Genomic DNA, 15,404 nt, shown 5'->3' with positions numbered 1-15,404 from the left:
AGTATGTCTAAATATATAACAAAATGCCTAAAGTATTAATAATGAGTAAGTAATGGATTACAATGTAATTTAGGATCTATAAATCTTTTCATAAAGTGCATCATACTTTTCTCGTATAACACTACGCTTCATTTTCATTGTAGGAGTAAGATGACCTTCTTCTATGGTCCAAGCTTCTGGTGTGAGTTCAAAGCGCTTTATTTGTTCCCATTTCCCAAATTTTTTATTGTATTTGTCAACTTCTTTCTGAATACGTTCAATCACAATTTCAGAAGTAGAGATTTCTTGTTCGGTATTCCCTACGTTGTGCCCTTTTAGTTCTATCCAATCCCGAACAAATTCAAAATTAGGCTGAATGAGTGCACATGGCATTTTTTCACCTTCACCAACAACCATAACCTGTTCTATAAATAAGGACTGTTTTAAATCGTTTTCTAAAAGTGTTGGAATAATATATTTACCACCAGAGGTTTTAAACATTTCTTTTTTACGACCAGTGATTTTTAAGAAACCATCCTCATCAATTTCACCTTTATCACCAGTATGAAAGTAATCTCCCGTCATAACTTCCGCAGTCATTTCAGGATCTTTGTAGTAACCCATCATAACATTTGGTCCTTTAATTAAGATTTCACCATCCTCAGCAATCTTTACCTCTACATTATCTATTGGTTTACCTACGGTACCTATTTTGTAATGTTTGTCCTTGTACATACCAACGGAAACTACAGGAGAGGTTTCCGTTAAACCGTAGCCCTCCATTACCTGCATGCCAGCTGCGCCAAAAACTCTCGCCAATCTTGGTTGAAGCGCTGCACTGCCAGATACCATTGTGCCTAACTCGCCACCAAGAGCTTCTCGCCATTTACTAAAGATTAATTTATTAGCTATTTTTAGTTTAAACTCATACCAAGCACCATTTTTTCTATAGGGCTCCCATTGCTCACCTAAGCCGACGGCCCAAAAGAACAAACCTTTTTTAATGCCAGAGAGTTCTTCGCCTTTAAGCATTATTTTGTCAAAAACTTTTTCCAATAGTCGTGGGACAACACTCATAAGATTAGGCTTTATCTCTTTAGCATTATCACCAATCTTATCTAATGCTTCTGCAAAATAGATTGAAGTTCCTGCATATTGATATACATATATGAGTACGCGCTCAAAAATATGACAGATTGGTAAAAAACTTAAAACTCTGGTTTCACCTGTAGGTGGAAGAGGTACTCTTGGAGTACTATCCAATACGTTACTTGTTATATTCCAGTGAGAAAGCATGACTCCTTTTGGTCGTCCTGTTGTACCAGATGTATATATAATCGTTGCCAGATCTTCGGGCTTAACGGCATCTTTTCTTGCTTCAACTTCTGGTTGATTAATTTCATCTTTTCCTAATTCAAACAATTCAGAATAGTGTTTACACCCATTAATGGTATTGAATGAATACACTTCCTTTAACTTAGTTTTGTCTTGGATTTTTCTAACTTTTTCAAGCACTTCTTCGTCTGAAACAAAACAATAAATAGACTCGCTATGATTGAGTACATATTCGTAATCTTCAGCACAAATAGTCGGATAAATAGGAATGTTCTGCGCACCAGTTTGAAGAATCCCTATATCCATAATATTCCATTCTGTTCTGTTGGTTGAGGATATAACAGCTATTTTGTCATTTTTCTGCACACCCATTTTTAAAAGGGCACGACTCACGGCATTTGCTTTTTCTAGGTATTCTTTGGTAGACATCGCTGTCCATTTACCATCATATTTGGTAACCAATGCACTTTTATTGGGTTTATGCTCTAATTGGTAATAGGGAAAATCAAAAAGACGAGTTACTTCTGTCATATATAAAGATACTAGTTAAGGGATATTGCGAAAATATGAAATTTACAGTTATTATTTTAAAGAGTCAAAATTTATAAATAAAGTAGAGCTCTTTTGTTGACAGTGCTTTAAATACTCAATGCAGAAAAATCAAAGGGCCTTAACAAAAGTTAAAGCCCTTTAATATAAATGATACTTTTAACCCTAATTACTAATAAATTGTAAGCATTTCCCTAAGTAATTAACCCTTTATTAGCAAAAAAAAGTATCTCATCAAATGTAAATACAATAAATGACGATTTGATGTAAATTATCGAAATGCTACTTGTTTAAATATTTATTTAAGAATGGATGTTCGGTTTTAAAATAATCCTTTGGTGACTGCTTCATAAAATGTTTAAAGTCTCTGGTAAAATGAGAACGATCGTAATAATTATACATATAGATTAAATCTTTTAACTTTATAGTATTGCTCTCGTATTTACGCATTAACTTCACAAAACGATATAAGCGTATATATCTGCCAGGAGTTAACCCAACGATGTTCTTAAAATGGGTTTCAAGAGTCTTTTGGCTAAAATCTACGTAAGCTAACAAGTCATAGGTGTTTAGCATACCTTCTTTAGAATGGATATGAGCTATTAACCCGTCAATTATATCTACAACAGAATCATTTTCATTGGGTAGTTTTAAAATGGCTTGCTTTAAATTTTGAACTAATTTGGGTATGTCACTTTCATGTTCTATAAAAATAGTATTGAGCAAATTATGTAGCTCTTTGGAAAAAGAATCTAGAAGCACATGTTTGTTCTTAATTTTTGAAACATCTAATTTTGTTAACTTATATAATGTAGTTGGATGCAACATCATTCCAAAAGAATGCCCTTTTTCTTCAACTAAAAACTGAAATGATTCATAGAATTGACCAGTCACAATTAGTCCACTGAGCTCGGTCTCTTTTTTTTTATAAATAAATCTATGTTGATTTTTAAAAATAAAGGTAATTGCTGTAGAACACACCGGCAAAACGGTAGATTCAAATGGCAGATCGCTATCATCAAAAGTGAGATGGAAAAATTCTTCCACTAAAGAACTTACCCTATCAGTCTTATAATACTTTAGTGTCATACCTACATTGCTTATGTAAGTAAATTACGACAAAAATATTAATAACTAAAATTTAAATGTCCTTATTTATTTTCAATCCATTTCCTAGCATTCACAAAAGCCTCAAGCCAAGGTGAAACTTCATCTTTTCTGTCTTTTGGATAATACGCCCAGTTCCATTGAAAGATGGAGCGTTCTATATGTGGCATTGTGACCAAATGACGACCTCTAGCATCACACATCATTGCAGTGTTAAAATCTGAATGATTAGGATTTGCGGGATAAGCATCATAACCATATTTAGCAACGATATCATACTTGTCTTCTGAGTAAGGCAATTTGAATTTACCTTCACCGTGGGAAATCCACACACCTAAAGTTGAGCCTTCCAGGCTAGAAAGCATTACAGAATTGTTTTTTTGAATTTTCACCGATGTAAATACGCTTTCGTGCTTACCAGAATCGTTGTAGGTTAATTTTCCATGTTCGTCATGATCTGGATTCACAAGATCCAATTCCATCCACAATTGTGCTCCGTTACAAATACCAACAGAAAGTGTGTCCTCTCTTTCGAAGAAATCTTTAATGACTTTGTTTGCCTTTTCATTGTATTTAATCGCTCCAGCCCAACCTTTTGCAGAACCTAAAACGTCAGAATTACTAAAACCACCAACGGCTCCTAAAAACTGAATGTCTTCAAGCGTTTCCCTTCCCGAAATTAAATCGGTCATATGCACATCCTTAACATCAAAACCAGCTAAGTACATGGCGTTTGCCATTTCGCGTTCTGAGTTACTTCCCTTTTCTCTTAGGATTGCAGCTTTTGGTCGCGTACTGTCATTGCGAGCCTGCCTGTCGGCAGACAGGGAACTTTTTTGTGACGTGGCAATCTCATCACTAGAAACAGTCTGCTTGACTTCGTTCGCAATGACGTCTTGAAGTTGCCCTGTAAAATGATCTGGAAAAGTATATTCTAGAGGCTGTTTTTTATAATTGTTGAAACGTTCTTTTGCTAATCCATTAGCCGTTTGCTTTTGGTCGAGTAGGTAAGAGGTCTTATACCACATATCTCTTAATTTCGAGACGGTCATGTTAAAGACTTCATTACCGTTAGTAATACCTAAAGCATCACTATTCATTACTTTTCCAATGTTGTGGAACTCAATATTGGCATCTTTTAAAATGCTTTCTACGGAATTATCCTCAGCTTGAAAAACAATACCTGCATTTTCGGCAAAAAGAACTTTAAATGAATCTTCTTCCTGTAGGCTTGTGAGATTTAGTTCTGCTCCTAAGTTATTATCTGAAAAACAGAGTTCTAACAAAGTTGTAATTAAACCACCTGAAGCTACATCATGTCCGGCAACAATTTTGTCTTCCTTAATTAATTTTTGAACCGTATTGAAAACGGTTTTAACATACTTTGCACTCTTAATATTTGGTGTAGCGGAACCAATCTTATTATTGATTTGAGCGAAAGAACTTCCTCCCAACTTATACGAATCTTGTGATAAATTGATATAGTAAATTGAACCTTTTCCTATTTGAAAAACGGGTTCTACAACCTTAGTAATATCGTTACAATTAGCAGCAGCAGAAATAATGACTGTACCAGGAGAAATAACATCACCATCTGGATATTTCTGTTTCATCGAAAGTGAATCTTTTCCTGTTGGGACATTGATGCCCAAATCTATTGCAAAATCCGACACAGCTTTTACAGCTTCATACAAACGTGCGTCTTCACCTTCGTTTTTACAAGGCCACATCCAGTTGGCAGATAACGACACACTTTTCAATCCGTCCTTTAATGGTGCCCAAATAATGTTAGTCAACGCTTCAGCAATTGAATTTCTGCTACCAGCTTCAGGATTAATTAATCCCGAAATAGGTGAATGCCCAATTGAAGTCGCAATACCCTCTTTTCCCTTAAAATCCAATGCCATAACTCCGACATTGTTCAAAGGTAGTTGTAATGGGCCAGCACATTGTTGTTTGGCAACTTTACCACCAACACAGCGGTCAACCTTGTTTGTTAACCAATCCTTACAAGCGACAGCTTCGAGTTGTAAAACCTGATCTAAATAATCGTAAAACTTATCTCTACTGTAAGCAACGTCGGTATATTCTTTTTTTACGGTAGTATCCTTCATTATAGTTTTAGGTGAACTACCAAACATATCCTCTAAATCCAAATCCATAGGTTTGTCTCCTTTGGTCTTAGATTCAAAACAAAAGTGCTTATCATCGGTTACATTACCAACGGTGTAAAGTGGTGATCTTTCGCGCTCTGCAATTTTGCTTATGTGGTCTAAGTTTTTCTCAGCAATCAATAAACCCATACGTTCTTGGGACTCATTACCGATAATTTCTTTGTTAGATAAGGTTGGGTCACCAACTGGGAGTTGATCTAAGTCTATGCAACCACCTGTGTCTTCAATAAGTTCAGAAAGACAGTTGAGGTGTCCACCAGCTCCGTGATCGTGAATGGAAATGATATCATTTTTATCATTCTCAACCATACCACGCACAACGTTGGCTGCACGTTTTTGCATTTCAGGATTAGAACGTTGTACAGCATTCAATTCAATACCAGAAGCAAATTCACCAGTGTCAGCAGAAGAAACTGCTGCTCCTCCCATACCAATTCGATAGTTATCACCACCTAAAACAACGATTTTGTCACCTGCTACAGGTGTTTCTTTTATAGCTTGGTCACGTTTACCGTAACCAACACCACCGGCCAGCATAATGACTTTATCATAACCTAGTTTTCTAGCTGTTCCGTTGCTTGCAGTCGAAATGTCATTTGATTCATCATGCTCAAAAGTGAGAACTGATCCGCAAATCAATGGTTGACCAAACTTATTACCAAAATCTGAAGCTCCTTTACTAGCTTTAATTAAGATGTCCATTGGAGTTTGGTATAGCCATTTACGCTCAGGAAATACTTTTTCCCATGGACGTTCTTCATTTAATCTCGAATACGAGGTCATGTAAACCGCTGTTCCTGCTAATGGTAAAGAGCCTTTTCCACCAGCCAATCTATCTCTAATTTCGCCACCAGAACCTGTCGCTGCTCCATTGAATGGTTCTACTGTCGTTGGGAAATTATGTGTTTCTGCTTTCAGGGAAATTACAGATTCAAAATCTTTAGTTGCGTAGTAATCTGGTACGTCTGCACGTTGTGGTGCAAATTGCTCAACAACTGGACCTTTTATAAATGCGACATTGTCTTTGTATGCCGAAACAATGTCGTTAGGGTTTTGTTTAGAGGTTTCTTTTATAAGTTTGAAAAGAGAGGTTTCTTTTTCTTCTCCATCAATAACAAATGTACCATTGAATATTTTATGACGACAGTGCTCTGAGTTTACTTGTGAAAACCCGAATACTTCAGAATCCGTCAATGGTCTTCCAATACGTTTTGAAACACCTTCGAGATACTCAACTTCTTCTTCACTGAGCGCCAAACCTTCAGCTTCATTATATGCTGAAATATCTTCTATTTGCTTGATGTCTTCTGGTTGAATGTCAATAGTGAAGATATCCTGGTTCAATTCTGAAAATTTTTCAGAAATCATAGGGTCGTAACCTTTGAAGTCTTCTGCACAGTTTGTGAACTCTTCAATTCTTAAGATACCATCAATTCCCATATTTTGGGTAATTTCTACAGCATTTGTACTCCACGGAGTAATCATTGCTGCTCTGGGACCAACAAAAAAAGCATCTATTGATGCTTGTTTTATTTTAGGCTGGTCGCCAAATAACCATGTCAGTTTAGAAATGGTTTCAGTTGATAATTCTTTTGTTGCTTGAACAGCAAATACCTTACTGTTTTGGTTTCCGAAGAAATGAATCATTATGTGCTCTATTGATTAGAAAATTAAAAGCACAAAGTTAATTCATTTTGAGATAAAGTAAGCTATTAATCGGTTGACAATACTAAGACTTATTCAACAGGTTTTGAACAAAAAAAAAGCAGCTTTTAAAGCTGCTTTTATATTTATGATTTTATCAGCTTTTTACTGACCGTCCTATTTTTTTGAATAAACTTAACGATATATAATCCACTTTTAAGATTACTAATGTTTATATCCATAGATTCATTAACCTTTCTAATGAAAACTCGCTTACCTAATACATCGTAAATTTCAATGCTGGTTTCAATACCATTTGGTAACTTAATACTAACAGTATGTGAAGCCGGATTAGGAGACAAGCTAAACAATGTGTCTTGCTCGACGTCTTCAACAGAAAGTGTTCCCCAAGTATCTTCTGGTTCTTCATCTCCGCCCCAAATGACTTTAGCTAAATATGGGTTGTCTATAAATGGATTACGGTTACCATATGTCGATTCCAAAAGATTGTTACGATTGTTTTCAATTTCAGAAACCGGATCGGTCGCATTCCACTCCAATAATACCTGAAGCATATCTGTAGTGCCTTCTTTAGGACCTGTAGCGTTGTACTCAGGTAAACAACGATCTCCATACCTAACGTACATATACATCATAATACGAGCTACATCACCTATCCATTCATCTCCAGGATACCAATTACCACTGCCTACATCACCAGAGCTGATACCAGATCCAGTTGCGAATAATTTACTACCTCTATTACCATTGCGCTGCACATCACTCGCTCTTAAATTGTGTGGGTCTGCAACGATACCAACTGAAGAATTATTGGCACTACCCATTGATGGATCTGCATTAGATCTTGCAAACACATGTTCTCTATTATAATCGCAATTATTTCCTCCAAAGTCATCTTTGTTCCTTATGCGTCTATCATTAGAACTTAGGCAAAGCTCATTATCTACATAACCATAAACTAAGAGAACATTGGTGTTAGTTGCATCATTTGGATCTAAATCCATAACCTGAATATCATCTCTTGCATCACCATAATTATATGTTCCGACTGTATTGTTACTAATTTTTAGCTGTAAGGCATCATACATTTCTTGTCCAGTAAGCGTGAAGTCCACATTATTCTGTCCGTTAGAATAGTAGGGTTGTTGTGAAAACACTATCCCACTTAAAAATAATAATGCTATAAAGTAAATTTGTTTCATAGGTGTATTTTATTTTTTTTCTAATAAAGCCATATAAAATCCGTCAAAACCAGATTTGTGGGCTAATATTTTTTTATCCTTTATTAAATTAAATTCTTTTCCAGCCTCCGAAGTTAAGAATTTTTCTATTTGTTCTTGGTTTTCAGAAGGTAAAACAGAACAGGTCGCATATACCATTTTACCACCAGATTTTACCATTTTAGAGTATTGCTCTAAAACTTCAGACTGTGTTTTTTTTATATTTTCAATAAACTCTGGCTCTAATTTCCATTTAGCGTCAGGATTTCGTCTTAAAACACCTAAACCAGAACATGGTGCGTCAATCAATAAACGATCCGCTTTTCCATACAGTTTTTTTATAGGTTTGGTAGAGTCAATCACCTTCATCTCAATATTATGAACACCATTACGACGTGCTCTAATCTTTAACTTTTTCAACTTACTTTCGTAAATATCCATAGCTATGACCTGACCTTTATTCTCCATCAATGCTGCTAAATGCAAAGTTTTGCCTCCTGCACCTGCACAAACATCTACAACTTTCATGCCTGGTTTAACATCAAGAAAATCTGCAACTAATTGAGATGATGCATCTTGTACCTCGAACCAGCCATTTTTAAAGGCTTCGGTTTTAAATACATTGGCACGTTCCTTTAGTTTTAGTGCTGAAGGATGGTCTGGTACAAATTCGGTTTCAATATCTTCAGACTGTAACTTTAGTTGAAGATCTTTTTTATTGGTCTTTAAGGTGTTCACTCTTAAAATGACATCCGCTTGCTCGTTTTGCTTCTCTATTTCTTTAGTCCATTCGGCTTCACCTAATTCTTTTAATCCCAAGTCATCCATCCAATCTGGTATGGATTCACGGTATTTCCTGGTTTTGGACAATTCATCAAAACGCCCTTTTATTTTTCGGCTAGGTGTGTCGGTGAAGTATTTCCAATCAGGCAGTTTAATACCTTTAAGGGTTGCCCAAACGGCAAATAATCTCCAAAGATTATCTCTATCGTAAGGTGCCTTTACATCTGCAATTTCTGAATATAGTCGTTTATAGCGCACAATTTCGTAAACGGTCTCTGCGATAAAACCTCTATCTCGACTTCCCCAACGCTTATCGCGCCTCAGCAATTGCTGAACCACCTTGTCGGCATATTCGTTTTCATTGAAGATTTTGTGTAAACCATCAATGACTGCAAAGCATAAATTTCGGTGTAGTCGCATTTTTTTTTAAGTTATCAGTCTCAGTTATCAGTCTTCAGAATACTATTGCTATTGTTTTGGTTGAATCTATAAGACAACTGTATACTGAGACTGCAAACTGCGAACTTTTTAAGAGCATGCAAAGGTAATAGAAAAGTTGGGATGTATGGTAGTTTATTATAAAGTCTTTATCTTTTGATAATTAATAGAAATAGACGCAAGTTTTTCGCTAAAATTGCATCTATATATAGTAACCTTCATAGCAAGATATTTTTTTGACTGAAACAGAATTTATAAAAGAATTACAACTAAAAAGTACTGCTGCTTACAGCAAACTTGTTGACGATTTTCAGCAAAAAGTCTTTGGCACTTGTATGTCCTTTGTGCCTAACGTAGAAGATGCTGAGGATATAGCGCAAGATGTTTTTGTGGAGGTTTTTAATTCTATTTCAAAATTTAAGGGAGAATCTAAATTATCGACATGGATTTATAGAATCACCACTAATAAATGTCTGGAGTTTATTAGAAAAAAGAACACAAAAAAGCGTTTTGCTTTTATGCAGTCCATAACTGGTAACGCGATTCCGATTGATAAGACAAATTATTTTACGGAAATCAATCATCCGGGAATTTTGTTAGAAAACAAAGAGCTTAACGCAACGTTATTTAAGGCCATAAGTAGTTTGCCAGAAAGTCAGGGCGTGATTTTTACCTTGCATAAAGTGGATGGAAAGAGTTATCAGGAAATAGCCGAAATAACAAATAGAACATTATCTTCTGTGGAGTCGGTAATGTTTAGAGCGAAGAAGAATTTACAAAAGTTATTGGAAGATTATTATAAAAATGAATATTAGCACAAGTTTTTAATGGCTTTTGCATCTAAATACAACGAGTATGAGAACGAACCCTGAAATAAAAAAGAAAGTTGAACAGACTTTGTCTTCTATTGAGCAAATGGAAGAAGTGAAGGTGTCTCCTTTTTTTAAGGAAAAAGTAATGCATCAAATTAGAAATGCATCAGAAGATAAGAACGAGACTATTTTGTCCTGGTTTACTCCAAAACTACAATTGGCAACCTTGGTCTGTATTGTGATACTTAATGTTATCGCGTTTTCAAACTTAGAGGACAATAATTATGATGAAAACATTAACGAATTTGCTGAGTCCTATGGTTTGTCAACAAATACTGATCTTGCAATATTAAATGACTTATGAAAAAGAACACCATTCTATACTTATTGATTATCATTCTTATAATTGCCAACGGATTTTTTCTGTACAATTATTTAGGGCATGATGATAAAAAGCGAGATAGACAAAAAGACAGAACAAGTTTTATTATAAAAAAGCTTGGTTTTGAGGGAGAGCAGATAGATAGCTTTAAAAACTTTAAAGACTTACACCGTGAAAGAATGCGTCTAATATCTGATGATATAAAAGTGTTGAAAGACAGTTTGTTTGATAAACTTCCTGAAGATGAGGTTTCGGAGTATTACATAGATTCTATAACAAGTTTGATTGCGGAAAAAGAAAAAGCCAAGGATAAAGAAGTGTTTGCTTATTTTAAGAGGGTAAGGGATTTGTGCCAAGGTGATCAAAAGGAAAAGTTTGATAAAATTCTTAAAGATGCTCTAAATAAAGGAAATAGAAACCGCAGTGGAAAATCAAAGAGGGATAAGGGTCATCGACCGCCTCCTAAAGATTAGCAACGATATAAGTTTGACTTAAAGACCTTCAATTTTATTTGAAGGTTTTTTTTATGCTTTGTTTAACATTCTAAGCAACAAGTTTTTAGAGTGGATTGCATCTAAAGACTTAAAGAAGAAAAAACATAAGTCAACCTGTATTAAAACAAGAATTTGAGTTAGTCCAAAAATTTTTGATTTATTGTTAATTTGAAAGGCTTTGCGATAATCTCGCAAAGCTTTTCTATTTTTAGAGAAAATTGAAATGTATGAGATTTACAATTATTTGTTTTGTCTTGATTGTTTTGTGTTCGTGCCATTCTGAAAAACCGACAAAACAGAGAAATTTTTCTAAAGTTGAGATTAATGCATTGCATGAGGATACCTTATTTAATATTAGGGCTTTGGAATTATTAAAGAAGGATAGAGGATGTATATTTTTAAATTCGGATGGGCGAGGAGGATTGGTCATGGAAGAATTGAGGGCTAATAAGCCAGACACAACTGTCGTTTATGATTATTTCCATAAGATAAACACGAATATTATACTGAATTATCGTTCGGTTGCGACTACTAATAAAGATCACTACGGATTGACTATTGGAAGTCCGGCCTATCTTCTAAGAGCTGCGCACGAATCACTAGATACAGTTTACAAAGAAACCCACCCAAAAACCTTCTACGATTCCATGGACTTCTGGAACGACCAAGAAGGCATTGCCATTGGTGATCCTACAGACGATTGTATGAGTGTTATCATTACCAGAGACGGAGGAGAAACATGGGCAAAACTTTCTTGCGATGATTTACCAAAAGCTAAAGAAGGTGAAGCTGCATTTGCTGCAAGTGATACAAATATTTCTATAGTAGGAGACCATATTTGGGTTGCCACAGGTGGTAAGGCAAGCCGAGTTTTATATTCACCAGATAAAGGAAAAACTTGGAAAGTTTACGACACGCCAATTATACAAGGCAAGGAAACCACAGGTATGTATTCCATAGATTTTTATGATGAAAATAACGGTTTTGCTATTGGTGGTGATTACACCAAACCTAACGACACACTAAACAATAAAATAAGAACCCAAGATGGCGGAAAAACCTGGCAAGTGGTAGCCAATGGCAAAGAACCAGGTTATAGAAGTTGTGTGCAATATGTACCTAATAGTAATGCAAAGGAATTGGTTGCTATTGGTTTTAAAGGTATAGATTACAGCAATGATGCTGGTAAAACTTGGAGGCATTTAAGTGATGAAGGGTTTTACACCATTCGGTTTTTAAATGATTCCGTGGCTTATGCTGCTGGTAGAGGACGAATAAGTAAGTTGACGTTTAGGGAATAAAAAAAGAAGCCGATGACTTCTTTTTTATTTGTTTTAATTTTTTCTGTTGCGTTTGTCTCGCATTTGCTTTAAACGTTCTAATAGTATTTTATTAAACTGATCTTCAGCAGCTTTTAGTAGTATGATTTTTTTTGAGGAGATCACTTCCTTTAAATCTTGAACGAGCTGTAATTTGGCTTCATGTATATCGGTTTCAGCCTTCATTAATTTTTCCAAGAGTTCATTGGCTCTTTTGTCGGAGACATCACCACGTCGCATTTCTTGTTTTAAAGGCTGTAAGTCCTTAGACTTAATGTCTTCCACCTTAGCTTCATAGGCATTATAAATAGGCCAGAACTGTTGTGCTTCTTCAGTGGTTAAACTTAACTTTTCGGTAATGAATGCTATTTTTTGGGCTTTTATGCGTTCTTGCATTTTACCTCCATTTTGGGCAAAACTTGAAAAGCTTATTAACAAAACTAGTATTGGGATTAATTTTTTCATAATTGTATTTAATATTTATTCTAACATAGCTTCTATATCTACATTGTCTAGCAAATAAGATTCTAAGTTTTCTTCATTATAATTTGTCTCTGTTATTGTGAAGTCTTCTTCCAATATTTCTGCGTCAGAAAGTAATTGCGCTAACTCATAACTATCTAAATCTTGACTTTCGAGATAGGTTTCTACCATTTCCACTGAAAGTTCTTCAGTAGAACCACCTTTTCCTATAAATATGGCAAAAAGCAACACTAAAGATGCTGCAATACCAGCAATGTAATATAATCTTTTTCTAGAACTCAACTTCACTACACGAGTTTCATCTTTATTCAATTTACGCATTACGGTGTCTTCAACCGAGTCAAAATAATCCTTTGGGACTTTAAAACCTGTAGATTGCACATCACTTATCGATTGGCTTTCAGACATACGCTCAAAGAGTTTGTCCTCAAAGGATTCAAAGTAGTGGTCAGGTGTTTTAAAACCTGTTTTTTTAACGTTATGTAGCTTATTTTTTTTCATTTTTAGTTCCCTGTAAGAGGAATCTTAATTAAACACTTCGACTGCGCTCAGTGTGACATTCTGGTTATTTCCACTTCTTTGACTTCAAATTACTAAAATGGTTTAATCCGAAGTTAAAAAGCTTTCTATTTTTTTTACTGCGATATGATATGATGCTTTTAAAGCTCCCTCGCTTGTTTCCAAAATTTCTGATATTTCCTTGTATTTTAAATCGTCAAAGTATTTCATATTAAACACCAATTGTTGTTTTTGAGGTAACGTAGCAATGGCTTTCTGCAATTTTAATTGAATGTCGTCACCTTCAAAATAAACATCTGCCTTTAAATTGTTTATAGCATAGGTTTGGTGTTCTTCATTAGAAATCTGTAAGCGTTTTGCATTCTTGTTGATGTGGGTTATGGATTCATTGGTTGCAATACGATACATCCAAGAAAATAATTTACTATCTCCCTTAAACTTGTCTATGCTTCTATGCACTTTAATAAAAGTATTCTGAAGTACATCATCGGCGTCGTCATGGCTAATCACAATCTTTCGGATATGCCAATACAAACGTTCTTTATAGAGATTTAGAAGTTCTCTAAAAGCCGCTTCTTTAGATTTGGGATTCTGAAGACGTAATATGAAATCTGATTCGTCGGTCAAGCCAATTACTTTACTGTTTAGACCATTGAAATTACTAAAAGTTTAATGGATAAAAATATTAATTTTCTCTTCGGATATTTAAACATTGAAAATCAGCTAATTAGAATTTTTAACTTCGATAAAATGCAAAAAAATACGATAAAAAGCACTTTTTTCTTGTTTTGTAGAATTATTTATTATATGTTTGGCTCAGCTTAACCTATTAACTGTTATCAGTTTCCCCAAATCTGGTAACAAAAGAAAAGGATGCATGTAACAGTGCATCCTTTTTCCTTTGATAGTATTGTTTAAATTGACTTACTCAAAACTCTGCATTTCAACCAACTTTTTATAGACTCCGTTTTTAGCTAAGAGTTCTGTGTGTGTTCCTTGTTCAGCAATTTCACCTTTGTGCATCACTACGATTAAATCAGCATTTTGTATTGTTGAAAGTCTGTGCGCAATAACAATAGACGTTCGGTTTTTCATCATTTTTTCCAACGCATCTTGTACCAGGCGTTCACTTTCGGTATCTAATGCAGATGTTGCCTCATCTAAAATCATTATGGGAGGATTTTTCAATACAGCTCTGGCGATACTCAAACGTTGTTTTTGCCCACCTGACAGTTTACCACCCGAATCTCCGATATTGGTGTCTATACCATTTGGCAAATCTTTTACAAATTCCCAAGCATTGGCAATTTTAAGCGCTTCTATGATCTCTTCTTCTGTGGCATCTTCCTTTCCAATCCTTAGATTATTGGCAACCGTATCATTAAATAGTATAGAGTCTTGGGTTACTAATCCCATTAAACTGCGCAGAGAATATTTGGTTAAACCTTTAATATCACCTCCATCAATAGAAATACTTCCAGTATTTACATCATAGAAACGCGTAACCAAATTGGCAATAGTACTTTTTCCACTGCCAGATTGCCCAACCAAGGCTACACTTTTGCCCTTAGGTACTGTTAACGTAAAGTTTTTTAATACATAATCATCTTCATATTTAAAGGAGATGTTGTCTAACTTTATTTCAGAATTAAATTCTTCTTTAATCTTGGCATTAGGAATATCTTCTAATGGAGAAACAGTATTGAGAATCTCCAACACGCGTTCTGCAGCGGCATTACCTTTTTTTACACTATAACTTGCTTTACTTATAGCTTTTGCTGGTGTCAATATATTATAAGCTAATCCCATATAGACTATAAATAATCCTGGGTCTAAGGCATTATCTCTAAGGACCAAACGGCCACCATACCATAAGAGTATTGCGATAACCGTAATACCTAGAAACTCTGAGGTAGGTGAGGCTAAATTTTGTCGATGTAATAATTTATTGGAAAAGTTAAAAAATCGATTTGTGGATTCTTGAAAACGTTTGTTAAACGAAGACTCTGCATTAAAACCTTTAATCACCTTTAAACCGCCTAAGGTTTCTTCAACAATAGATAGAAACTGGCCTTGTTCCTTTTGAACATAGCCCGATTTTCGTTTTAGAGATTTTCCTATTAAAGAAATTATAAAACCGCTTAC

At 35.0% G+C, this 15,404-nt stretch carries 13 protein-coding genes; 4 read left to right on the top strand and 9 right to left on the bottom strand.

Going from position 1 to position 15,404, the window contains the following annotated elements; translation table 11 throughout:
* Positions 1-69 precede the first annotated feature (69 nt).
* The 5 genes from ACQ65V_RS00065 to ACQ65V_RS00045 all read right to left on the bottom strand — a co-directional run bounded on the left by ACQ65V_RS00065 (position 70) and on the right by ACQ65V_RS00045 (position 9,232).
* Positions 70-1,845, bottom strand: coding sequence for an AMP-dependent synthetase/ligase (locus ACQ65V_RS00065; protein WP_430466402.1), 1,776 nt, complete (start codon positions 1,843-1,845; stop codon positions 70-72).
* Between the two features lie 300 nt (positions 1,846-2,145).
* Entirely contained in the window at positions 2,146-2,952 is an 807-nt protein-coding gene (locus tag ACQ65V_RS00060; protein WP_155089477.1) for a helix-turn-helix domain-containing protein, read from the bottom strand.
* 62 nt (positions 2,953-3,014) lie between these two features.
* Complete coding sequence (gene purL / locus ACQ65V_RS00055) at positions 3,015-6,791, bottom strand: phosphoribosylformylglycinamidine synthase (protein WP_430466401.1); 3,777 nt, start codon at positions 6,789-6,791, stop codon at positions 3,015-3,017.
* A gap of 143 nt (positions 6,792-6,934) precedes the next feature.
* Positions 6,935-8,011 (bottom strand): endonuclease, encoded by a 1,077-nt coding sequence (locus ACQ65V_RS00050; RefSeq protein WP_430466400.1) that lies wholly within the window; start codon positions 8,009-8,011, stop codon positions 6,935-6,937.
* Between the two features lie 9 nt (positions 8,012-8,020).
* The gene (locus tag ACQ65V_RS00045) at positions 8,021-9,232 is read right to left on the bottom strand and encodes an RsmB/NOP family class I SAM-dependent RNA methyltransferase (RefSeq protein ID WP_430466399.1); all 1,212 of its coding nucleotides are present in this window, start codon (positions 9,230-9,232) and stop codon (positions 8,021-8,023) included.
* Positions 9,233-9,486: 254 nt separating this feature from the next.
* Here ACQ65V_RS00045 and ACQ65V_RS00040 point away from each other — a divergent pair, with 254 nt between their 5' ends.
* The 4 genes from ACQ65V_RS00040 to ACQ65V_RS00025 all read left to right on the top strand — a co-directional run bounded on the left by ACQ65V_RS00040 (position 9,487) and on the right by ACQ65V_RS00025 (position 12,239).
* The gene (locus ACQ65V_RS00040) at positions 9,487-10,065 is read left to right on the top strand and encodes an RNA polymerase sigma factor (protein WP_155089481.1); all 579 of its coding nucleotides are present in this window, start codon (positions 9,487-9,489) and stop codon (positions 10,063-10,065) included.
* 40 nt (positions 10,066-10,105) lie between these two features.
* Entirely contained in the window at positions 10,106-10,426 is a 321-nt protein-coding gene (locus ACQ65V_RS00035; RefSeq protein WP_155089482.1) for a hypothetical protein, read from the top strand.
* Complete coding sequence (locus tag ACQ65V_RS00030; protein ID WP_430466398.1) at positions 10,423-10,917, top strand: hypothetical protein; 495 nt, start codon at positions 10,423-10,425, stop codon at positions 10,915-10,917. The genes ACQ65V_RS00035 and ACQ65V_RS00030 overlap by 4 nt, the downstream gene beginning before the upstream one ends.
* Before the next feature lie 248 nt (positions 10,918-11,165).
* Positions 11,166-12,239: a WD40/YVTN/BNR-like repeat-containing protein gene (locus ACQ65V_RS00025; protein WP_430466397.1), complete on the top strand. Its 1,074-nt coding sequence runs from the start codon at positions 11,166-11,168 to the stop codon at positions 12,237-12,239.
* Between the two features lie 33 nt (positions 12,240-12,272).
* Here ACQ65V_RS00025 and ACQ65V_RS00020 read toward each other — a convergent pair whose 3' ends face one another.
* The 4 genes from ACQ65V_RS00020 to ACQ65V_RS00005 form a co-directional block, all read right to left on the bottom strand.
* Positions 12,273-12,722 (bottom strand): sensor of ECF-type sigma factor, encoded by a 450-nt coding sequence (locus ACQ65V_RS00020; RefSeq protein ID WP_430466396.1) that lies wholly within the window; start codon positions 12,720-12,722, stop codon positions 12,273-12,275.
* Positions 12,723-12,737: 15 nt separating this feature from the next.
* Complete coding sequence (locus ACQ65V_RS00015) at positions 12,738-13,241, bottom strand: hypothetical protein (RefSeq protein WP_430466395.1); 504 nt, start codon at positions 13,239-13,241, stop codon at positions 12,738-12,740.
* A 102-nt stretch (positions 13,242-13,343) separates the two neighbouring features.
* Positions 13,344-13,886 carry an RNA polymerase sigma factor gene (locus ACQ65V_RS00010; protein WP_273289351.1) on the bottom strand — a complete coding sequence of 181 codons (543 nt, stop codon included), beginning with the start codon at positions 13,884-13,886 and terminating at the stop codon, positions 13,344-13,346.
* 297 nt (positions 13,887-14,183) lie between these two features.
* Positions 14,184-15,404: ABC transporter ATP-binding protein (locus tag ACQ65V_RS00005; protein ID WP_430466394.1), on the bottom strand; the 1,221-nt coding region annotated here is incomplete at its 5' end.

Source organism: Winogradskyella ouciana, assembly GCF_965284585.1.
GTDB lineage: Bacteria > Bacteroidota > Bacteroidia > Flavobacteriales > Flavobacteriaceae > Winogradskyella > Winogradskyella ouciana.
This window is presented reverse-complemented; position numbering and strand designations above follow the sequence as displayed.

What these genes read in the sequence shown, in the direction of transcription:
- ACQ65V_RS00025 (WP_430466397.1), top strand. Translation starts at nt 11,166, where the DNA reads ATGAGATTTACAATTATTTGTTTTGTCTTGATTGTTTTGTGTTCGTGC.
- ACQ65V_RS00015 (WP_430466395.1), bottom strand. Translation starts at nt 13,241, where the DNA reads ATGAAAAAAAATAAGCTACATAACGTTAAAAAAACAGGTTTTAAAACA.
- ACQ65V_RS00050 (WP_430466400.1), bottom strand. Translation starts at nt 8,011, where the DNA reads ATGAAACAAATTTACTTTATAGCATTATTATTTTTAAGTGGGATAGTG.
- purL (WP_430466401.1), bottom strand. Translation starts at nt 6,791, where the DNA reads ATGATTCATTTCTTCGGAAACCAAAACAGTAAGGTATTTGCTGTTCAA.
- ACQ65V_RS00065 (WP_430466402.1), bottom strand. Translation starts at nt 1,845, where the DNA reads ATGACAGAAGTAACTCGTCTTTTTGATTTTCCCTATTACCAATTAGAG.
- ACQ65V_RS00020 (WP_430466396.1), bottom strand. Translation starts at nt 12,722, where the DNA reads ATGAAAAAATTAATCCCAATACTAGTTTTGTTAATAAGCTTTTCAAGT.
- ACQ65V_RS00060 (WP_155089477.1), bottom strand. Translation starts at nt 2,952, where the DNA reads ATGACACTAAAGTATTATAAGACTGATAGGGTAAGTTCTTTAGTGGAA.
- ACQ65V_RS00035 (WP_155089482.1), top strand. Translation starts at nt 10,106, where the DNA reads ATGAGAACGAACCCTGAAATAAAAAAGAAAGTTGAACAGACTTTGTCT.
- ACQ65V_RS00030 (WP_430466398.1), top strand. Translation starts at nt 10,423, where the DNA reads ATGAAAAAGAACACCATTCTATACTTATTGATTATCATTCTTATAATT.
- ACQ65V_RS00045 (WP_430466399.1), bottom strand. Translation starts at nt 9,232, where the DNA reads ATGCGACTACACCGAAATTTATGCTTTGCAGTCATTGATGGTTTACAC.